The sequence below is a fragment of the Actinomadura kijaniata genome (genome assembly GCF_014138665.1).
GTDB classification, from domain to species: domain Bacteria; phylum Actinomycetota; class Actinomycetes; order Streptosporangiales; family Streptosporangiaceae; genus Spirillospora; species Spirillospora kijaniata.
Genome location: NZ_JACJIA010000001.1, coordinates 1,446,826 through 1,466,940 on the forward strand (window position 1 = coordinate 1,446,826; position 20,115 = coordinate 1,466,940).

The 20,115-nt window shown below is 74.4% G+C and carries 20 protein-coding genes and 2 tRNA genes; 15 read left to right on the top strand and 7 right to left on the bottom strand.

Annotated elements, in window-relative coordinates; translation table 11 throughout:
- Nucleotides 1–93 precede the first annotated feature (93 nt).
- The 6 genes from HNR61_RS06875 (at nt 94) to HNR61_RS06895 (ending at nt 6,423) form a co-directional block, all read left to right on the top strand.
- On the top strand, nt 94–1,281 hold the full coding sequence (locus tag HNR61_RS06875; protein WP_182842152.1) for an HpcH/HpaI aldolase/citrate lyase family protein: 1,188 nt from the start codon (nt 94–96) through the stop codon (nt 1,279–1,281).
- Nucleotides 1,278–2,525, top strand: coding sequence for a phosphoribosyltransferase family protein (locus tag HNR61_RS46695; protein WP_220508917.1), 1,248 nt, complete (start codon nt 1,278–1,280; stop codon nt 2,523–2,525). The genes HNR61_RS06875 and HNR61_RS46695 overlap by 4 nt, the downstream gene beginning before the upstream one ends.
- Entirely contained in the window at nt 2,522–3,646 is a 1,125-nt protein-coding gene (locus HNR61_RS46700; protein ID WP_312897789.1) for a cysteine protease StiP family protein, read from the top strand. The genes HNR61_RS46695 and HNR61_RS46700 overlap by 4 nt, the downstream gene beginning before the upstream one ends.
- A complete protein-coding gene (locus HNR61_RS06885; protein WP_182842153.1) occupies nt 3,643–4,473 on the top strand; it encodes an HAD family hydrolase in 831 nt (276 codons plus the stop codon). The genes HNR61_RS46700 and HNR61_RS06885 overlap by 4 nt, the downstream gene beginning before the upstream one ends.
- Nucleotides 4,474–4,594: 121 nt before the next feature.
- Nucleotides 4,595–5,914: an amylo-alpha-1,6-glucosidase gene (locus HNR61_RS06890; protein WP_182842154.1), complete on the top strand. Its 1,320-nt coding sequence runs from the start codon at nt 4,595–4,597 to the stop codon at nt 5,912–5,914.
- A gap of 17 nt (nt 5,915–5,931) precedes the next feature.
- Nucleotides 5,932–6,423 (top strand): hypothetical protein, encoded by a 492-nt coding sequence (locus HNR61_RS06895; RefSeq protein ID WP_182842155.1) that lies wholly within the window; start codon nt 5,932–5,934, stop codon nt 6,421–6,423.
- A 67-nt stretch (nt 6,424–6,490) separates the two neighbouring features.
- Here the strand turns inward: HNR61_RS06895 and HNR61_RS06900 are convergent, their stop codons facing one another.
- The gene (locus HNR61_RS06900; RefSeq protein ID WP_182842156.1) at nt 6,491–6,811 is read right to left on the bottom strand and encodes a YtxH domain-containing protein; all 321 of its coding nucleotides are present in this window, start codon (nt 6,809–6,811) and stop codon (nt 6,491–6,493) included.
- 159 nt (nt 6,812–6,970) lie between these two features.
- Between HNR61_RS06900 and HNR61_RS06905 the strand changes: the two genes are divergently transcribed.
- Nucleotides 6,971–7,043 (top strand) — tRNA-Asn (locus HNR61_RS06905).
- A 95-nt stretch (nt 7,044–7,138) separates the two neighbouring features.
- On the opposite strand, the gene HNR61_RS49845 is transcribed toward HNR61_RS06905, so the two are convergent.
- Nucleotides 7,139–7,825, bottom strand: coding sequence for a winged helix-turn-helix transcriptional regulator (locus HNR61_RS49845; protein ID WP_182842157.1), 687 nt, complete (start codon nt 7,823–7,825; stop codon nt 7,139–7,141).
- A gap of 194 nt (nt 7,826–8,019) precedes the next feature.
- Here HNR61_RS49845 and HNR61_RS06915 point away from each other — a divergent pair.
- A tRNA-Asn gene (locus HNR61_RS06915) sits at nt 8,020–8,095 on the top strand.
- 38 nt (nt 8,096–8,133) lie between these two features.
- Here the strand turns inward: HNR61_RS06915 and HNR61_RS06920 are convergent.
- A complete protein-coding gene (locus HNR61_RS06920) occupies nt 8,134–8,679 on the bottom strand; it encodes a GNAT family N-acetyltransferase (protein ID WP_182842158.1) in 546 nt (181 codons plus the stop codon).
- Nucleotides 8,680–8,837: 158 nt separating this feature from the next.
- Between HNR61_RS06920 and HNR61_RS06925 the strand changes: the two genes are divergently transcribed.
- Both HNR61_RS06925 and HNR61_RS06930 read left to right on the top strand, forming a co-directional pair.
- Nucleotides 8,838–9,956, top strand: a complete 1,119-nt coding sequence (locus HNR61_RS06925) for a hypothetical protein (RefSeq protein WP_182842159.1) — start codon at nt 8,838–8,840, stop codon at nt 9,954–9,956.
- A 21-nt stretch (nt 9,957–9,977) separates the two neighbouring features.
- Complete coding sequence (locus tag HNR61_RS06930; protein WP_182842160.1) at nt 9,978–11,474, top strand: sulfatase family protein; 1,497 nt, start codon at nt 9,978–9,980, stop codon at nt 11,472–11,474.
- A gap of 20 nt (nt 11,475–11,494) precedes the next feature.
- On the opposite strand, the gene HNR61_RS06935 is transcribed toward HNR61_RS06930, so the two are convergent.
- Complete coding sequence (locus tag HNR61_RS06935; RefSeq protein WP_182842161.1) at nt 11,495–12,127, bottom strand: LysE family translocator; 633 nt, start codon at nt 12,125–12,127, stop codon at nt 11,495–11,497.
- A 129-nt stretch (nt 12,128–12,256) separates the two neighbouring features.
- Here HNR61_RS06935 and HNR61_RS06940 point away from each other — a divergent pair, with 129 nt between their 5' ends.
- From HNR61_RS06940 to HNR61_RS06960, 5 genes are all read left to right on the top strand, one after another.
- On the top strand, nt 12,257–12,772 hold the full coding sequence (locus tag HNR61_RS06940) for a pyridoxamine 5'-phosphate oxidase family protein (protein ID WP_182842162.1): 516 nt from the start codon (nt 12,257–12,259) through the stop codon (nt 12,770–12,772).
- 263 nt (nt 12,773–13,035) lie between these two features.
- On the top strand, nt 13,036–13,902 hold the full coding sequence (locus HNR61_RS06945; RefSeq protein WP_182842163.1) for a lytic polysaccharide monooxygenase: 867 nt from the start codon (nt 13,036–13,038) through the stop codon (nt 13,900–13,902).
- Nucleotides 13,887–14,453 carry a DUF305 domain-containing protein gene (locus HNR61_RS06950; protein ID WP_182842164.1) on the top strand — a complete coding sequence of 189 codons (567 nt, stop codon included), beginning with the start codon at nt 13,887–13,889 and terminating at the stop codon, nt 14,451–14,453. Before HNR61_RS06945 ends, HNR61_RS06950 begins: the two co-directional genes overlap by 16 nt.
- A 91-nt stretch (nt 14,454–14,544) precedes the next feature.
- The gene (locus HNR61_RS06955) at nt 14,545–15,621 is read left to right on the top strand and encodes a DUF6528 family protein (protein WP_182842165.1); all 1,077 of its coding nucleotides are present in this window, start codon (nt 14,545–14,547) and stop codon (nt 15,619–15,621) included.
- Nucleotides 15,622–15,670: 49 nt separating this feature from the next.
- Nucleotides 15,671–16,474 carry a DUF72 domain-containing protein gene (locus HNR61_RS06960; protein ID WP_182842166.1) on the top strand — a complete coding sequence of 268 codons (804 nt, stop codon included), beginning with the start codon at nt 15,671–15,673 and terminating at the stop codon, nt 16,472–16,474.
- A 13-nt stretch (nt 16,475–16,487) separates the two neighbouring features.
- Here the strand turns inward: HNR61_RS06960 and HNR61_RS50415 are convergent, their stop codons facing one another.
- From HNR61_RS50415 to HNR61_RS06975, 3 genes are all read right to left on the bottom strand, one after another.
- Complete coding sequence (locus HNR61_RS50415; protein ID WP_182842167.1) at nt 16,488–17,900, bottom strand: response regulator; 1,413 nt, start codon at nt 17,898–17,900, stop codon at nt 16,488–16,490.
- 212 nt (nt 17,901–18,112) lie between these two features.
- Nucleotides 18,113–18,946, bottom strand: a complete 834-nt coding sequence (locus HNR61_RS06970) for a siderophore-interacting protein (protein ID WP_182842168.1) — start codon at nt 18,944–18,946, stop codon at nt 18,113–18,115.
- A 35-nt stretch (nt 18,947–18,981) separates the two neighbouring features.
- A complete protein-coding gene (locus tag HNR61_RS06975) occupies nt 18,982–20,019 on the bottom strand; it encodes an ABC transporter substrate-binding protein (protein ID WP_182842169.1) in 1,038 nt (345 codons plus the stop codon).
- Nucleotides 20,020–20,115: the final 96 nt, after the last annotated feature.

The following is a 20,115-nucleotide window of genomic DNA, read 5'->3' on the forward strand; positions in this document are numbered from 1 at the left end:
GATGCCCGCCGGCGTTTTCTTGTATGACCGAATCTTGGCTTTGTGGTGCATACCCTGGAGCTGGATCAGGGCGTCAGGGAGGACAGGCCAGGAATGCGGCACTTTGACCACATCGATCCCGCGCTCCGCAAACGCCTGTTCTTCCGGCAGCCCCGCGCGTTCACCCGCCGGGACGACCCCGGGGTCCTCGCGGTGGCGCTCGGCGCGACCCTCTACAGCCCCGCCACCCGCCCGGCGCTGGCCGACGACATCGCCAAGGCCGCCCGCCGGGGCGTGCGCAGCATGGTGGTGTGCCTGGAGGACGCGATCGCCGACGCCGACCTCGCCTTCGCCGAGGTCAACACCGTCGCCCAGCTGAGGCTGCTGCACGACCGGGAGGCCGGCGACCCCGACGACGGCGCGCCGCTGCTGTTCCTGCGGATCCGCTCGCCCGAGCAGGTCGGCGACCTGGCCGCCCGGCTCGGCCCCGCCCTGGACGTGGTCACCGGGTTCGTGCTGCCGAAGTTCACCGCCCGCGCCGGCGGGACGTACCTGCAGGCGCTGCGGGACACCGCCGAGGCCACCGGGCGGCGGCTGCTGGCGATGCCGGTGATCGAGTCGCGGGAGGCGGTGTACGCCGAGACCCGGGCCGAGATGCTCGCCGACGTCGCGCGGCTGCTGGACAAGCACCGCGAGCAGGTCCTCGCCGTGCGGCTGGGCGCCACCGACCTGTCGTCGGCCTACGGGCTGCGCCGCCCCCCGGACCTGACGATCTACGACATCGGGCAGGTCGCGGGCGCGATCCACGACGTGGTCAACGTGCTGGGCCGCGCCGACGGCACCGGCTTCGTGATCACCGGGCCGGTGTGGGAGTACTTCTCGGCCGGGGAGCGGATGTTCAAGCCGCAGCTGCGGCAGACGCCGTTCGAGGCGCTGCAGGCCGCGCCGCTGCGCCAGCGGATCATCACCTCCGACCTGGACGGCCTGATCCGCGAGGTCCACCTGGACAAGGCCAACGGCCTGACCGGCAAGACCGTCATCCACCCCTCGCACGTGGCGGCCGTCCACGCCCTGTCGGTCGTGACGCACGAGGAGTACAGCGACGCCTCCGACATCCTCGGCGTCGCCGGGGGAGGCGCGATGGCCAGCGCCTACGCCAACAAGATGAACGAGGCCAAGCCGCACCGCGCCTGGGCCGAACGCCTGATGACGCGCGCGCGGGTGTTCGGCGTGGCGGCCGAGGGAGTGACGTTCGTGGAGCTGCTGGAGGCGGCCGACCCGCAGTGCGCGGGGGTCCGATGACCTGGACGGGGGAGTGGGTCGAGGCCCGGCTCGGCGTCCGCCCCGCGGGCGAGGGCCTGCGCGACCTGGTGGGCCTGGCGGTCCGCCGTAACCCCAGGCGCGCCCATCTGCTGGTCTCGACGGTGCTGGGCAAGCACGTTCCCACCGATCCCGCCCTGGTGTACGGCTCGGGCCTTCGGCTGGGCGGACTGGTCCGGGACCTGACCGTCGAGGACGCGTTGGTCGTCGGCTACGCCGAGACCGCCACGGCGCTGGGGCACGCGGTCGCCGACGCGCTGGGCGGGGCCTACTACCTGCACTCGACGCGGCGGCCCGTGCCCGGCTTCGCGACCTACGGCGGCTTCGAGGAGGAGCACAGCCACGCCACCAGCCACCTGCTGCTGCCCGCCGACCCGGCGGAGCTGGACCGCGACGCGCCCCTGGTCCTGGTGGACGACGAGCTGTCCACGGGCCGCACGGTCCTCAACACGATCCGGGCCCTGCACGCCGTCCGCCCGCGCGCCCGCTACGTGGTGGCGGCCCTGGTGGACCTGCGCGACGACGCGTCCCGCGCCGCGACCCGCGCCCTGGCCGGCGAGCTGGGCGCGCGCATCGACACCGTCGCCCTGGCCACCGGCCGCGTGGAGCTGCCCGACGGCGTCCTGGAGGCGGGCCGGGCGCTGGTGGCCGAGGTGGAACGCCATTCCGCCGGCCCCGTGCGCACGGGCGCGTTCCCGGTGACGCGCGCCGACCTCGCCTGGCCGGAGGGGCTGCCCGACGGCGGCAGGCACGGGTTCCTGCCCGAGCACCGGCTCCGGCTGGAGAAGGAGCTGCCCGGCATGGCCGGGCGCCTGGCCGCCTCGCTCCCCGGCGCCGCCGCCCGCGTGCTGGTGCTCGGCTTCGAGGAGCTGATGTACGTCCCGCTGCGGCTGGCCGGGGCCGTGGCGGACCTGCTGCCCGGCGCCGACGTCCGGTACTCCACCACCACGCGGTCGCCGGTGCTCGCCGTGGACGACCCCGGCTACGCCATCCGCACCCGGCTCGTGTTCCCCGCGCACGACGGCCCCGCCGACGGGCCGGGGGAGCGGTACGCCTACAACGTCGATCCCGGCCGCGACCCCGCCCGCGCGTTCGACGCGATCGTGCTGGTCGTCGACGACGTGGGCGACACCCCGGCCCTCGCGGACGGGCTGCTGGCCCGGCTGCGCGCCCTCGCCCCCGTGACCCTGGCGGCGGTCCCCGCCCGCCGGAAGGAGAGTCTGTGACCCCGTTGTACGGGCCGCGGTTCGGCAGCTACCCCGCCGAGGACGTGACCTGGCTGCTGAAGGACCTGTCGGACGTCCGGCTGGAGGCGCCCGCCGAGGAACGCGAGGCCGCCGTCCAGTCCGGGCGCGCCCACTACGCCGAGTCGCTGCCGATCGAGTACCAGCCCGGCCCCGCCTACCTGCGGCTCTTCCACCAGGCGCTGGAGGCGTCGGCCGAACGCGTCGCCCACGCCGTCGGCCTGGTCACCGAGCTGGTCCTGCGGGAGCGCGGCCCCGACGCCGTCCTGGTGTCCCTGGCCCGCGCCGGAACGCCGGTCGGCGTGCTGATGCGCCGCTGGGCCCGGTTCGCGCACGGCCTCGACCTGCCGCACTACGCCGTCAGCATCGTGCGCGACCGGGGCATCGACCGCAACGCGCTGCGCTACCTGGCCGCCCGCCACGACCCCGCGCGGGTGATGTTCGTGGACGGCTGGACCGGCAAGGGCGCGATCGCCGGGGAGCTGGCGGCCGCGCTGGAGGAGCACGCCGCGGAGACGCGGTTCCCCGGCGACCTGGCGGTGCTGGCCGACCCGGGCCGCTGCACCCCGCTGCACGGCACCCGCGACGACTTCCTCATCCCCTCGGCCGCGCTGAACTCCACCGTGTCCGGGCTGGTCAGCCGTACCGTCCTGAACGACGACCTCATCGGCCCCGGCGACTTCCACGGCGCGAAGTTCTACCGGGAGCTGGCCGGCGCGGACGTGTCGGTGGTGTTCCTGGACGCGGTGGCGGCGTGGTTCCCCAACATCGCCGACCGCGTCGCCAAGGACGCCTCCGACCTGCGCGCCTCCGACCGCGCCCCCGACTGGTCGGGCTGGGAGGCGGTGCGCCGGGTCGCCGCCGAGCACGGCGTCGACGACCTCAACAAGGTCAAGCCGGGCGTGGGGGAGACCACGCGGGTGCTGCTGCGGCGCGTCCCGTGGAAGGTGCTGGCCCGCACCGACGTCGGCGACGACCTCGCCCACATCCGCCTGCTGGCCGCCGAGCGCGACGTGCCCGTCGTGGACGTCCCGCCGGACGCGTTCCCCTACGCCTGCATGGGCCTGGTCCACCCCGACTTCGCGCGGGGGGCCGTCCAGTGAACCCGGTCGTCTGCTCCGACCTGGACCGCACCCTGATCTACTCCGCCGCCGCGATGGGCCTGGCCGGGCCCGACGAGGCGATGCCGCGCGTGCTGTGCGTGGAGTTCTACCAGGGCGCGCCGCTGTCCTACCTGACCGAGACCGCGGCGCGCGGCCTGGCCGACCTCGCCGCCGCGACCACGTTCGTGCCGACCACGACGCGCACGCCCGAGCAGTACGCGCGCGTCCACCTGCTGGAGAAGCCGCCCGCCTACGCGATCTGCGCCAACGGCGGCCACCTCCTGGTCGACGGCGTGGACGACCCCGACTGGGCGGCGGTCGTCCGCTCCCGCAACGCCGGGTCCGCCGCGCCGCTGGCCGAGATCCGCGAGCACCTGGCCCGGATCGGCGGCGACTTCGTGCTCAAGCGGCGCGTGGCGTCGGACCTGTTCGCCTACGCCGTCGTGGAACGCGCCGCCCTGCCCCCGGCCTGGGTGGAGGACCTGACCGGCTGGTGCGCCGAGCGCGGCTGGCGCACCTCCCTGCAGGGCCGCAAGGTGTACTGCCTGCCCGAGGCGCTCACCAAGGCGGCCGCGGCGGCCGAGGTGATGTCCCGCGTCGGTGGCGCGACCCTGCTGGCCGCCGGGGACTCCCTGCTCGACACCGAGCTGCTCGCCGCCGCCGACGCCGCGATCCGTCCCGCCCACGGCGAGCTGCACGACACCGGCTGGACCGCCCCGCACGTCGCCGTCACCGCCGCCTCCGGCGTCGCGGCGGGCGAGGAGATCGTCGCATGGCTGCTGACGCGCAGTAGTGAATCACCGGGGAGCGCCGCCGGACGAAGGTAAACGACGACGGCCAAAGGGTCGTCGCGGCGGGCATTCGTGGGAACAATCGCGTTAGCCCATCGTTCCGGACGGTCTCCCGCGGAGGGCGGCCAGAACGCGATCGGGGGTTCACGCTGAGCTCATGAGTGCCCGTCTGACCGGTGACGAGACCGCGCTCTGGCAGGCCGCGGCGCGGGTCCTGGACGCCAACTGGACCGGGACGGCCACGGTTCCGTCCCCCGGCCTGTATCCCCACCAGTGGAGCTGGGACTCGGCGTTCGTCGCGCTCGGCCTGGCCCGCCACCGCCCCGAACGGGCCCGGCGCGAGCTGCTGTCGCTGTTCCGCGGCCAGTGGGGCGACGGTCTGCTCCCGCACGTGGTGTTCAACTCCGCCGTCGCCCGCCACGGCTACTTCCCCGGCCCCGAGCTGTGGTGCAGCGACCGGCAGCGCGCCGGGCCGCGCGGGGTGGTCACCTCCGGCCTCACCCATCCGCCGCTGCACGCCCTGGCCGCGCTCCGCCTGCACGAGTGCGCCCCCGACACCGAGCCGAGCCGCGACTTCCTCGCCCGCCTCTACCCCAAGCTCGTCGCCCAGCACCGCTACCTGGCCGAGGTCCGCGACTACGAGGGGACGGGCCTGGTCTCCATCTGCCATCCCTGGGAGTCGGGCCTGGACAACAGCCCCGCCTGGGACCGGCCGCTGGCCGCGCTCCAGCTCCCGCCCACCGCCTACGCCCCGCACCGCGTCTCCCGCACCCTGCCGACCGGCGAGGACTACGACCGCTACGTGTGGTTGGTGACGCTGCTGCGCGAGACCGGCTACAGCCACGACTACCTGCGCGAGGAGCACCCGTTCGCCGTCGAGGACCCGCTGGTCAACGCCACCTACCTGGCCTCCACGCACGCCCTGGCCGAACTGGCCGCGATCGTCGGCGGCGACGCCGTCCCGCACCGCGAACGCGCCGAACGCGTCCACCACGCCATGCTGGACCGGCTCTGGGACCGCGACACCGGCTGCTTCCGCGCCCGCGACCTGCGCGAGGACCGGCTGCTGCCGGTGGTGACGGTGGCGTCGTTCGCGCCGCTGCTCGACCCCGAGCTCCCGGCGGCCACCGTCCGCAACCTGGTGGACATGCTGCTGTCGGCGCGGTTCGCCGGGGCGGCCGGATATCCGGTGCCGACCTGCGACATCCAGGCCCCGGCGTTCGACCGGGGCGGGTTCTGGCGCGGCCCCACCTGGATCAACACCAACTGGCTGCTGTGGCACGGGGCGCTCGGCCACGGCCTGACGGTGATCGCGGACCTGCTGTACGGGTCCACGCTGCGGCTGGTCCGGCAGTCGGGGTTCCGCGAGTACTTCGACCCGTTCGACGGCACCGGCCGGGGCAGCCACGACTACAGCTGGTCGGCGGCGCTCGTGCTGGACCTGCTCGGCGCCCGGCGCGCGCCCAGGGCGGCCTGATCCCCTAACGTGGGGCCATGCGCCTTCTCCGGGGCCCCCGGCCGCCCGCCGCCGTCCGCGAGTCCTTCGTCCGGGGCGAACGCGCCCTGGCCGTCGCCCCCACCCGGGGCGGCTCCCACGTCGTCGCCACGTCGCTGGCCCTCCACGTGCCGACCGCCGAGGGCGGCTTCACCCGCGTCCCCTGGGAGAACGTGGACCAGGCGTCGTGGAAGGACGGCTGGCTGCACGTCCAGGAGACCGGCGGGGGACCCGAGCACCACGTCCGCCTCACCGAGCCCGGCTCGGTCCCCGAGGCGGTCCGCGAGCGCGTCACCGCGACCATCGCGGTCAACCACCAGGCGAAGCTGCCGGGCGGCGGCTCGGTGCGGATCGCGGGCCGGCGTTCCCCGGCGGACGGGGCGGTCCGCTGGTCGTTCGTCTTCGACGCGGGCCTGGACCCGGCCGACCCCGGCCTGCGGGCGCAGGCGGAGCAGATCCTGGAGGACCTGCGCCGTCAGACCGGCCTCTGACCGGCCTTTGATGCGGCCCGTGGCCGTGCCCGGCGGGCCCCCTGAGGGGGCCCGCCGCCACGGGCGTTCAGTACGGCTTGGCGGAGGCCTCGCGGCGCGGATCCTGGTATTCCTCGGGGACGCGCCGTCCCTTCCCCGGGATCCGCTCCCCGATCTGGTCGGGAACCCGGTGCCAGGCGGCCGAGGCCACCTCGCCGGCCCGGTCGCGGGCGACCCCGGCGATCTCGCCGCCCTTGGCGTAGAGGACCCCGGTGGTCTCCTGGACCCGCGGGTTCTCCATGACCTTCCGCGTCATCCGCGTCATCTGCTCGTACCGCTCGCGGCCCGCCCTCGTGCCGAGCACGTAGCCGACGGCCGCCCCGGCGATGAACGGAGTACGGATCTTCATGCCACCCCCTTGATCAAGTGGAACCGTTCCCCTGGCATACCCACCAGAACGGGCTCCATCCCGGCCCCGCGATATGGGTGCGCGGAGTGGTCCTCCGATGCGCTAACCTAATCGTGTCGCCGGGGGCGGACGAAAGAAAGCCCCCGGGAGCAGGAACGATCCCGCGTAGCTCAATCGGCAGAGCAGCCGGCTGTTAACCGGCAGGTTATTGGTTCGAGTCCAATCGCGGGAGCAGGATCACACGATCATCGGCAGAGGTCAGGGCCCGTCCGGAATTCCGGACGGGCCCTGACGCTTTTCGCGCTCCCCCGGAGGGGCCGGGAACGGTCAGGACGCGGCCCGCGGGGGCTTGCGGGAGCGCTGGGGCGGCAGCCGGAACAGCCCCCGCAGCCTGCGCAGGGCCTCGGGGTCGCCGGACGCCGACGCGGCGCCGCCCTCGACCGCCTCGGCGAGGGTGAGGCGCTGACCGGCCACCTGGAGGAAGGTCTCCTGGTCCAGGGTGATGGTGGCGTCCGGGTGCTGGGCGGGGCCGTGCAGCGCCTCGATGGTCCCGTCGTCGACCCGGGTGTGGAAGACCTCGTCGTCGATGCGGAACTCGTACACCGCGCGGAGCCCGGCGGCGGCCTCGGCGTCGAAGCAGGCGCGCAGGCCGAGGAGCGCCCAGCCGGGGTGGAAGGTCTCGTCCTCGCGCCGTTCGCCCATCGCCCACTTCAGCCCCCAGCGGGCCAGGGACAGGACGGCGGGGGCGAGCTCCTCGCCGGCCTCGGTGAGGGCGTAGGCGGGGGTGCGGGCGGGCGGCGGCAGCGTGATCTTGTGCGCCAGGCCCTCGCGTTCCAGGTGCTTCAGGCGGGCGGCCAGCAGCCCGGTGCCCAGGCCGCGCAGGCTGGCCTGGAGGTCGCCGAACCGCTTGGGACCGGTCAGCAGCTCGCGGACCAGCAGCAGCGTCCAGCGCTCGCCGACGAGGTCGAGGGTGCGCGCGGTCGCGCAGTACTGGTTGTACGTTCGCTGCTCCACATCATCACTTTAAACTCCGGGCTTCTCGTTCCTGAACGAGCAGCCGCGCGGCAGGGCGGGACGCGGGCCGCCGGGCGGGCCCGCCCGCGTGGGGGAGCGCGCGCCCGGCTGGCCAGCGTGGATGTGCGAGATCCCTGACGGGTGCGCTAATCTAGGCCCGCCGCCGGGGGACGTGAGAACCCCGGCGAACGCGGTCCTGCGTAGCTCAATCGGCAGAGCAGCCGGCTGTTAACCGGCAGGTTATTGGTTCGAGTCCAATCGCAGGAGCCATCCCTTCCGGGCCCGCCCAAGGCGGGCCCGACGCCGTTTCAGGGGGACGTCCGGGGACCGGGCGTGAACAGCGACAGCCGGTGCCCCTCGTGCATGTCGGCGGGCATCAGTCCCCGGTCCCGCCAGCCCAGGCGCTGGTAGAGGCGCGCCGCGGGCGACCCGGCGTAGGTGAGCAGCCATGCCGAACGCCGCCCGCGCACGGCCTCCTCCAGCAGCCCGCGCCCGACGCCCCGGCCCTGGGCGCCGGGATCGACGAACAGCTCGGCGACCGCGAAGGAGCCGCTGACCAGCGCGGTGGCGCGCTCCGGCCCGAACGCGGCGACCACGGCGTCGTGCACGCGGTCGCCGTCCAGCGCGTCGGGCGTCGGCCACCCGTAGCAGACCCCCAGCAGGCGGTCCCCTTCGGTGACGATGAGCGCCGTGAACCCGGTCCGCCGGACGGCCCGCAGCAGCTTGCCGTGGTAGTCGGCGAGCTGCCGGGGCGACTCCGACCAGGGCGGCAGCCGATAGCACCGCCGGTAGAGGGCCGACACCCGGTCGGCGATCGCCGTCATGTCCGCCCCGTCGAGCCGCTGCGGCACCATGCCATCCCCTTGCTGCAAGTGATTCGCGATTGCATGAGTATCGCAAAAAGGGCGGGGGAGGGCAGGGGGCCGGGCGGTGGTGAACGTTCGGGGAAGCGTTCCCGAACAGGGCCGTGTTTTCGCCGGAAAGCGGGCGCGGGATCACTAACCTGCCGCGCGTGGCCGCGAAGGTGATCCTCCATATCGGACAGCAGAAGTCGGGCACCACCTATCTCCAGGAGGTTCTGGGGCACTGTGCCGACGCGCTCGCCGCCGAGACCGGCGTGCTGTTCCCCCCGTCGCTGCGCGACGTGCTCCCCGACGCCGTGGAGAACCACGAGCGCGCGACCTACGGGCTGCTCGGCACCGAGTACCCCTGGGTGTCCGCCGAGCGGGCCGCCGCCGAGGAGGACAAGTGGACCCGCCTGGCGGCCAGGGCCGCCGAGTGGCCCGGCACGGTCCTGATCTCGGCCGAGGCGCTGTCGGTGGTGCGCTCGGCGGCGGTGCGGCGGGTCGTCGGCGAGTTCGCCCCCGCCGAGATCGAGATCGTGATCACCACGCGCGGGCTGGGCCGGGCGCTGCCGTCGCTGTGGCAGCAGCACGTCCGCAACGGCCGCCGCCAGGAGATCGGGACGTTCTTCGAGACGCTCGCCGCCCAGCGGGACCAGGGGCCCGAGTCGATCGAGCTGGAGCACGACCAGCACCACTGGCGGGCGTTCGCGATCGGGGGGCTGGTGCGCCGCTGGGCCCGCGAGGTCGGGGCGGACCGCGTCACCGTCGTCGTCAACCCCGGGTCGCCGCCCGACCGGTTGTGGCGGCTGTTCACCGCCGCGATCGGCGTCGCGGAGTTCGCCGACCGGCCGCCGGAGCAGGTGCTGACGCGCCGGACCCACTCGGGGCTCACCATGCCCGAGACGCTGGTGCTGGTCCGCCTCAACCGGCTGCTGGAGGAGGCGGGCTGGGACACCTACAGCGCGCGGGCCGCGCGGGAGCGCCTCCTGCTGAGCGGCCTGCTGCCGCGGTCCGGGCGCGGTCCCCGCGTCGGGGTGCCCGAGTCGGCGCGGCGCCTGGTGGAGGACTGGAGCCGCGCGGACGTGGCCGACCTGGAGTCCACCGGGGCGCGGATCGTGGGCGACCTGGACGACCTGCGGTTCGACGCCGAACGGGACGTGCACCGGCCGCTCACCCCCGACCAGGTCGCCGACGCCGCCGCGGCGGCGGTCCTGGCGATGGTCGACCGGTCCGACTTCCAGCCCGCCCCGCCCCGCCCCCGGCGCCGCTTCGGCGTGCGCCGCTGACCCCAAGGAAGAACCCTCCTCTTGCGCAACCGCCTGTGGTACCTGCCGGCCCTCCTGCTGCTCCTGACCGCCTGCTTTCCGGGGTCGCGCGCGGACGGGCCCGGTCCCAGACCCCCCGCCGACCGGCCCAACTTCATCGTCGTGCTCGCCGACGACCTCGACGAGAGCCTGATGCCCTACATGCCCCGCGTGCGGAGGCTGCTGGCCGAGCAGGGCACCACGCTGAGCCGCTTCTACGCGAACCTGCCCTGGTGCTGCCCGTCCCGCGCGACGCTGCTGCGCGGGCAGTACGCCCACAACACCGGCGTCCGGAGCAACAACCCGCCCAACGGGGGGTTCCGCCAGTTTCACGGGAGCGGCCAGGAGAAGTCGACGCTGGCCACCTGGCTGCGGAGCGCGGGCTACCGCACCGGCCTGTTCGGCAAGTACCTCAACGGCTACCCCGAGCAGGTGCCCGGCGTCCCGGAGACCTACGTCCCGCCGGGCTGGGACACGTGGGTGAGCCCGGTGGCGGGCAACCCGTTCCGGGGGTTCGACTACACCCTCAACGTCAACGGGCGGATCGTCCACCGCAAGCCGTCGCCCAGGACGTACTTCACCGACGTGCTGGCCGAGGAGGCGCGGGGCTTCGTCGCCGCCGCCGACAAACGGCCGTTCTTCGCCTACGTCACCCCGACCGCGCCGCACCCGCCCGCGATCCCGGCGCCCCGGCACCGTTCGCTGTACCCGGAGGCGAAGGCCCCGCGCGGCCCCGCCTACGACCCGCCCGACATGACGGGCCGCCCGGCCGAGCTGCGGCGGCTGCCCCGCGTGACGCGCGGGGAGAAGGAGGAGTGGGACGAGCTGTTCCGGCAGCGGGCCCGGTCGGTCGCGGCGATCGACGAGATGGTGGAGTCGCTGGTGGAGGCGCTGCGCGCCAAGGGCCGCCTGAAGAACACCTATCTCGTGGTGACCTCCGACAACGGCTTCCACCTGGGCCAGTACCGGATGGCCCCCGGCAAGAACACCGGGTACGAGGGCGACACGCGCGTCCCGTTCGTGGTGCGCGGGCCGGGCGTCCCGGCGGGGCGGCGGGTGAACGCGCTGGCCGGGAACGTCGACATCGCGCCCACCATCGCCGAGCTGGCCGGGGCCAGGACGCCGCCGTTCGTGGACGGGCGGTCGCTGCGGCCGCTGCTCAAGGGCGGCGGGGCCTCGGGGCGCAACGCGTTCCTGCTGGAACACGGGACGGCGCGGGCGACCCGTCCGGCGGGGCCGGACGACTCCGCGCCGCCCTACACGCCCGCGACCCGCGAGAAGGCGTACCTCCCGGCGTTCGCCGGGCTGCGCACCGACCGCTACCTGTACCTGGAGTACGTCACGCGGGAACGCGAGCTGTACGACCTGTGGACCGACCCGCACCAGTTGCGCAACCTCGCCGGGACCGACCCGGTCGAGCCGCGGCTGGCGTCCTGGCTGTCCCGGCTGCGGGCGTGCGCGGGCGAGCAGTGCCGCCGCGCCGAGTCCGGGGCCCCCTGACGGCAGGGGCCCGGGGCGCGTCAGCGTTCGGCGGCCAGGCGGACGCCGAGTCCGATGAACAGGCCGCCGGTGGCGGTGTCGATGCGGCGGTGGGCGGCCCGGCGGTGGCGCAGCCAGCCGCCGATCCGCCCGGCCAGCACGCCCACCAGCCCGTCGACGACGAACTCCAGCGCGATCAGCACGGCGCCCAGGACCGCGAACTGGAGCCACACGTGCCCGAGGCCGGGGTCGATGAACTGGGGCAGGAACGCGAGGGTGAAGGTGACCATCTTCGGGTTCAGCAGGTTGGTCACCAGGCCGTTGAGGTAGGCGCGGCGGCCCGACATGCCGCCCGCGCGCTCGGGGGCGTCGTCCAGGCCGCTCCCGCGGTGGCGGATCATCTGGACGCCGAGGTAGATCAGGTAGGCGGCGCCGAGGACCCGCACCGCGGTGAACGCGGCCGGGACCGCCGCGAACAGCGCGACGAGCCCGGCGGCGGCGACCGCGACGTGGACGGCCTCGCTGGTGGCGACCCCGGCGGTGGCCAGCAGCCCGGCGCGGGGACCGCCGCGCATCCCGCAGCCCAGCACGAACAGCATGTCCGGGCCCGGGGTGATCATCGCGATGAGGGTGGTGACGGCGAACGCCATGAGGAGGTGGGAGTCGAGGGGCATGGCGGCATCCTCGCACCGTCCGCCCGCCCCGCACCGATCATTTTCGCCTGGGCCGCCGCCGATGAGTTCTCCGGTCGCGGCGGGTCATGACCCGTGACGGCACGACGAAGCACGATGAGGGAGGACCCGATGCTGCCCGAACCCGTTTCGGCGAAGGACCTGAACATCTACGGGGAGGCCGAGCTTCCCTGGAGCCGGGTGGCCGCGGCGCTGGGCGAGCTGGCCAAGGCCGAGACGGCGCAGTTCCTGGGGACCGTCGGCCCCGACGGGCGGCCCCGCTCGGCGGGGATCGGGTGCGTGGAGGACGGCGGGTGGATCTACTTCACCAGCGGTCCCGGCACCCGCAAGTCGCGGAACCTGGCCGCCAACCCCGCCTGCACGCTGTCGTTCCGGCTGCCCGGCGTCGACCTCGTGCTGGAAGGGGAGGCGCACCGCACCACCGACCCGGACGAGATCGACCGGGTGACGGCGTTCTACCGCGCCACGGGCTGGCCGTCCGAGCGCGACGGGGACGCGGTGACCGCCCCGTACAGCGCGCAGAGCGCCGGGCCGCCGCCCTGGCACCTGTACCGCTTCACCCCGCACGCCGCCGTGGGGGTCGCGACCGCCGAACCGCACGGCGCCACGCGCTGGCGGTTCTCCTGAGGCACGCGCCGGGGGCGGCCGGGGAACGGCAGTGATCATGCCAACGCGGGCGGCCCCCGGTGGGCGGATCATGCCGAACTTCCCGCGTGCACCGGGCGGTCCGCCCGGTGAGCTGGGGTGGTCGGGAACCGGGACGGGACCGGGTCTTGCCGGGAGATGACCAGGTGGTTACGGTGCTCGCAATCCGATAGGAAACTTTCCTGTTGGAAATGCGTCCGGACGCTCCCCCCGCCCTGTCCGCACCGACCGAGGAGCCTGGCTCCATGAAGACCCCCGCCAAGGCCGCGCTCACGGCCGCCCTGGTCCCCGCCGCCTCGATCGCCGCCGTCGTGGCGCCCGCCGCGCCCGCCCACGCGCACGGCACCCTGTCCGACCCGCCCAGCCGCGTCTACGTCTGCAAGAACGAGGGCCCCGAGACCCCGAAGTCCGACGCCTGCAAGGCCGCCGTCGCGGCGGGCGGCACCCAGGCGTTCTACGACTGGAACGAGGTGTCGCTGCTGGAGGCGGGCGGACGGCACCGCCAGATCATCCCCGATGGCAAACTGTGCAGCGCGGGCCGCGAGAAGTACCGCGGACTCGACCTGCAACGCGCCGACTGGCCCGCCAAGCGCGTCGCGCCCGGCCCGCTGACCGTGACGTACCACGCCAGCGCGCCACACTCCAACAGCAACTTCGAGTACTACATCACCCGCCAGGGCTGGAGCCCGACCCAGCCGCTGCGCTGGTCGGACCTGGAGCCCCTGGCCACGTTCCGGAACCAGAACCCGACCACCTTCACCAAGTGGACGCTGAACCTCCCGCAGCGCACCGGCCGCCACCTGATCTACTCGATCTGGCAGCGCGTGGTGGGCAGCCAGGAGGCGTTCTACACCTGCTCGGACGTGGACTTCGGCGGCACCACCGGCCCGACGCCGACCCCCACGCCCACCCCCACGCCGACCCCGACGCCCACCCCCACACCGACGCCGACGCCGACCGGCCAGCCGGGCGGGACCTGGGCGTCCGGGGCCGCCTACCAGGCCGGTGACCGCGTGACCTACGGCGGCGCGTCCTACGTCTGCCTCCAGCCGCACACCGCGATCCCCGGCTGGGAGCCGTCGTCCACCCCGGCGCTGTGGCGCGCGGCGTAACGCGGCGTCTCGGGGCGGCCGTCCTCGGGCTGGCCCTGCTCGCCCCGCTCGCCGGATGCGGCGGGCGGGGCGGGCGGGACTTCACCGCCGACGACGTGATGTTCCTGCAGATGATGGTCGCCCACCACGGCGAGGGCGTCCGCATCGCGCGGCTGGCCAGGGACCGCCCGGCCCGGCCCCAGGTGCGGACGCTCGCCGCCGCCATCGAGACGACGCAGGTCAACGAGATCCAGACGATGGCCGGATGGCTGCGCGAGCGGCGGCAGCCACCGGTCGCCGACCCGCGCGGGCACGCCGCGCACGGCGGGATGCCCGCCACCGGCGAACGGGCCGTCAAGGCGCTGGAGCGCGAGCGCGGCGCGGCGTTCGAACGCCGGTTCCTCAACGTGCTGATCGCCCACCAGGACGACGCGGTGCAGATGGCGCGCGCCGAACTGGGCAAGGGCGGCAACGCGTTCGCGCGGGACCTGGCCGGGCGCGTCGAACGGTCCCGCACCGCGCAGATCCGGCAGATGCGCGCCTTCCTGGACCACCCGCCCGTCACCGGCTGATCACGCGGCGGTCCGGCGGGAGACACGGCGGGTCCGCCTGGCCGCAGCAGGCTCCAGGGGCATCCTCGCTCCCGGTCCCCCTGGAGGCACCATGCCGCGCCGGTTCGCGCCCGCCCTGGCCCTCGCCGCCGCTGTGGCGGCGTTCACCCCCGCGCCCGCCCACGCCGCACCCACCGCGCCCGCCGCGCCCGTCCACGCCGCGCCCGTTCCGCCCACCGACCCGCTGCCGTCCACGCTGCGGACCGCGCTGGCCGCGCCCGCCGACCGGTCGCAGGGCAAGGCGGTCGGCTGGGTCGTCGGCGGCGACCAGGGCGGCGACCGGATCGTCGTGCTGGACGCCGCGAAACGGCGGTGGGACGACCCCGCCGCGCGGGTGTGGACGTGGCGGCCGACCGCCGCCAACGGGTTCGGCGACGTCGCCTCCGGCTTCGGGACGATCTCCGACGTCCGGGTCCGCCGCGCGGGCGGGAAGCTGTACGTGCTGTCCGGCGACTCGGCCGGGTACATCGGCGCCGTGGAGTTCCCGTCCGGCAGGCGCCTGTGGGCCACCCACGCGGGCGGCCCGAGCAACGTCCACGCCGCCGAGCTGCTGCCGGACGGCAACATCGCCGCCGCCGCGAGCCACGGCGGATGGGTCCGCGTCTACGCCGCCTCCCAGGGTCCCGCCGCCGGCGCCTACACCGAGTTCAGGCTCAAGGGCGGGCACGGCGTGCTGTGGGACCCGCGCCGCCGCACCCTCTGGGCGATCGGCGACGACCACCTGGTCGAGCTGAAGGTCGGCGGAACGGCCGCCGCGCCCACGCTGGCCGAGAAGCGCCGCGAGACGCTGCCCAGCCACGGCGGGCACGACCTCGCCCCGGTGCACGGGGACCGCGACCGGCTCTGGATCACCACGAACACCGGCGTGTACCAGTACGACAAGACCTCCCGGAAGTTCCGCCAGGACTTCCGGCACGCCGCGAAGGTGAAGGGCCTGCCGCTGGTGAAGGCCGTCGGCGACCACCCCGCCACCGGGCAGGTGCTGCTGACCCGGCCCAAGCGGGGCTGCGCCACCACCTGGTGCACCGACACCGCCGAGTTCTTCGGCAAGCGGAGGTGGGACGCCACGCGGACGCTGCCGCAGGCGCAGTTCTACAAGGCGCGCTGGTTCGCGCCCGCCTACCAGTGATCCACCGGCGGTGAGGTGAGGGCGGCCTCCTTCCGGGAAGGAAGCCGCCATGCCGATGATGGTGGGCACCTCAGGATGGTCGTACGACGACTGGGTGGGCGGGTTCTACCCGAAGGGCGTGTCCAAGCGGCGCTGGCTGGAGCACTACGCCGAGTCGTTCGACACCGTCGAGAACAACAGCGCCTTCTACTACCCGGTCGCGCGCCGCACCTTCGAGGGGTGGCGGGAACGGCTCCCCGACGGCTTCGTCATGGCCGTCAAGGCGAGCCGCGAACTCACCCACACCAGGCGGCTGAAGGACCCCAGGGAGCTGGTGGAGGGCCTGGTCGAGGCCGCGCGCGGCCTCGGCGACCGGCTCGGCCCGATCCTCCTCCAGCTCCCGCCGCGCATGCGCGCCGATCCCGGACGCCTCGACGAGTGCCTGCGCTGCTTCCCCGGCGACGTCCGCGTCGCCGTCGAACCCCGGCACGACTCCTGGTGGACCGACGAGGTGCGGACCGTCCTGGAACGCCACGGCGCGGCCCTGTGCTGGGCGGACATGCTCGACAAGCCCGCCACGCCGCTGTGGCGGACGGCCGGCTGGGCGTTCGTGCGCCTGCACGAGGGCACCGCCGAACCGTGGCCGATGTACGACCAGGAGGTCGTCGAGCGCTGGGTGGACGACATCGACCGCGTCTGGCGCAAGGACGAGGACGTCTTCGTCTACTTCAACAACAACCCCGGCGGCGCGGCCGTCCACGGGGCCATCCACCTCGCGCGCCTCGCGCGGGACCGGGGCTGGGACGTCACCCGCACCCCGGCCGGCTTCCCCGAGCTCCAGCCCGCCTCCCGGGAGTGGAACACCCCCTGGTGACGGGCCGGTCCCGTCACGGGCCGAGCCGGTCGCGCATCCGGGCGAGCAGGTCGGCGGCGTCCACCGGCTTGGTCACGTGGTCGCTGGCGCCGCAGGCCAGGGACCTCTCCCGGTCGCCGGGCATCGCCTTGGCGGTCACCATGATGATCGGCAGGTCGGCGTGCCCGGGCATCGCGCGGATCGCGGCGGTGGCGGCGTACCCGTCCATCTCCGGCATCATCACGTCCATCAGCACCAGGTCGATGCCGGGGGTGCTCGCCAGCGTCTCCACGCCCGCGCGGCCGTTGTCGGCGTAGACGACCTCCGCGCCGTGCAGTTCGAGGACGCTGGCGAGGGCGTAGACGTTGCGGGCGTCGTCGTCGACGACCAGCACCCGGCGGCCCGCCAGGCCGCCGTCGGCGGGCGCGGCGGGCTCCTCGGCCGCCCGCGGGTCCAGCGCCGGAACGTCGTGCGGCGCCTCCGCCGACAGGTGCAGGGTGATGCGCTCGCGCAGCTGGTCGAGGCTGGGCAGCCGTTCCAGCGGGCGGGTGCGGGCCAGGCTCCGCAGGAGGCGTTCCCGGGCGGGCGGCAGCGCGCGGGCGTGGTAGGCCAGCACCGGCAGGGCGCGCAGGTCCGGGACGGCGTCCAGGCGCCGCAGGAACGTCTCGGCGTCCTCGGCGTCCAGGTCCAGCACCACGCAGCGGAACCCCTCCCCGGCCAGCGCCCGCATCGCGGCGTCGGCGCCGGTGACGGCGGTGACCCGCAGCGGCCCCGGGCCGCCGGGCGGGGCGGCCTCCACGTCGCGGGCGAGCCGCTCCAGCAGGCCCCGTTCCCGGGACTCCAGCACCAGCACCGCGCGTGGGTCCAGCGGTTCGACGCCGGCCTCCGTCCGCCCGGTGCCGGTCCTCGGCGGGTCGAGGAGGTCGTTGATGAGCCGGAGCAGGTCCGACCCGGCGGAGTGGATGGTGTCCGCGTACCGGACCTGCTCGGGGGTGAGGTTGCGGGTCGGGTCCTGGGCGAGCAGCCGGGCCAGCACGAGCACGGAGTTGAGCGGGGAGCGCAGCTCGTGGCCCATGGTCGCCAGGGGTTCGCCCCCCTCCCCGGACGCGGCGGTGTCCGCCATCGCGTTCACCGAGTCGGTCAGGTCCCTCCACGCCCCCGGCGCGCCGGGCACGACGGCCTGTTCCCCGGTGCCGGACTCGCGGACCACGCGAGTCACCTCGGAGGTGAGCCGGGAGAGCCGGCCGGCCACGCCGTTGAAGACCGCGGCGATCTCGCCGGGCAGCCCGCCGCCGTCCTGGGGCAGCCGGACGCCGAAGTCGCCGTCGCGCACGGCGGTGAGCGCCGCCAGCAGCCTCCGGAGCTCCCGCTCGGAGACGGTGTCCACGGCGGCCGGGGCGGGCGCGGCGCCATCGGTCCGGGCAGGTCTGCTGATCGTCTCGGTCATGCGGCCGCTCCTTCGACGAGGGAGGCTCCCACGGACGGACAGGAGGCGTGACCCGAAGGTCACCCATGACCTAAAGCGCCGGAAGGATCTTTTCCGTCACGCGCCCCTCGCCGAACCGGACGATCCCGTCCACCGCGAGGAGCGCGCCGGGCCGTTCCCCACCACCCGGCCCGGCGTGGCCGCCCGCCCGCCGGTGGCGGCCCGCCGCTCCGTCACTCCTCGGAGGTGTGCGGGTCCTTGCCCTGGAGGACCTCGCCGAGCAGGTCCTCCTCGGACGCGCCGCGCCGCCAGTAGCCCATGAACCGCACGGACCTGCGGTCCAGGCCGCGCTCGTTGACCAGGTGGCGGCGCAGCCTCTTCACCGTGCCGGACTCGCCCGCGATCCACGTGTACGGCGCGCCGTCCAGCGGCAGGTCGGCGGCGGGGACGGCGTCGAGCAGGGACCCTCCCTCGTCGCGGACCAGCCAGGTGACCTCGACGTCGGCCTTGGCCTCGAAGTCCTGGCGGTCGGCGGCGTGCGGGACCTCGATCCAGGCGTGCGCCCGGGTCCCGGAGGGCAGCCACTCCAGGATGCCCCCGGCGGCCGGGAGCGCCGTCTCGTCGGCGAACACCAGGATCCGGTCGGCTTCCCTCGGCGGGTCGAAGTCGACGCCGCCGTTGTCGGCGACGAGCGGGCCGATGAGCGTGACGGGGTCGCCCGGCCGGGCGGAGGCGGCCCAGCGCGAGGCCGGGCCCCCGTCACCGTGCAGGGCGAAGTCCACGTCGATCTCGCCGGGACGCTGGGCGCGGACGGTGTAGGTCCGCATGATGGCCCGTTCGGCCGGGTCCATGGCCCGCCACCGCGCGAACCACTCGTCCTCGCCCGCGTCGGCCGGGACCACCGGGGTCTCCTGGTGGGGGTGCGGCAGGAACAGCTTGAACCGCTGGTCGCGGCCGCCGGAGACGAACTCGTCGGCGCGGTCGCCGCCGAGGGTGATCCGCAGCAGCGTCGGACCGAGCCGCTCGGTCCGCAGCACGCGCAGCTCGAAGAAGTCGAAGGCGCTCATGGGGGGACGCTCCCTGTTCGGCCGGTGCTACCGGGTCAGCGGACCTTCTTGGCGGACTTGATGGTGTTGGCCAGGGCCTCCATGTTCTGGGCGCAGCCCGCCCAGGAGAACCGCGGCTCGGGGTGCCACGGGATGACCTGGTCGTTCTTGACCGCGGGCAGGTCCTTCCAGGTCGGCTTGGACGCCAGCGCGGGGGGCTGGAGCGACTGGGTGCGGGCGTCGAGCATGATGACGTCCGCGTGGTACTTGTCGGCGTTCTCCCAGCTCAGCGCCTCGAAGTAGCCGTCCTTGTCGACCTTCTGCGGCACGACGAAGTCGACGCCCAGCTCCTTGAAGTACATGATGTCGGAGTTCTTGGCCGGGCTGGAGACGTAGAAGTTGTCGGCCATGCCCGCGCCCGCCAGGACCTTCACGCCGGGGTTGGCCTTGACGGCGTCGCGGACGGCCTGCGCGGCGCGGTCGAAGCGGGCCTTGGCCTCCACGACCGGGGCGGCCTTCAGGTCCGCGCCGAGCGAGGCGGCGAGGGCGGCGTAGTTCTCGATCGCCTTGGGCAGCGGGACGCGGCCGACCAGGACGCCGGCGCTGGGCGCCACGGCGAAGATCTTGTCCTTGTGGTCGGCCGGGACGTAGAAGAGCTGGTCCTGGACGAAGATGTGGTCGACCAGCAGCTCGGGGCGCAGCGCGGCGTACTTCTCGATGTTGAACTCGCCGTAGGCGTTGCCGATGATGGTGACCTTGTTGACGTCCACCTCGCCGATCTGGGGGTCGGGCCGGCCGTCGGGCAGCTTGGCCGGGCCGTACACGCCGATGATCTGGTCGCGGACCCCGAAGTCCCACAGCGCGGCGGCGGCGCCCACGTAGGCGACGACGCGCTTCGGGCGGGCGGGCAGGTTGAGCTGCTTGCCACGGCCGTCGGTGAACGTCCACGGGCCGGAGGCGGGCCCCTGGCCCGCGGCGGCCGCGCCGTCCTTCTCCTTCCCGCCACAGGCCGCGAGGACGGCGCCGAGGGCGACGGCGCCGCCGGCGGTCAGCAGACCGCGACGGGACAGGGAACGGGCTGCGGGGTTCGGCATTTCGGTCATTCCTTGCGACTAAACGGGTCGTGCCCATATTGATCGGTTCCGGCTTAGGTTAACCTAACCTAAGCCTTTGTCCAGCGGCGGGGCCGA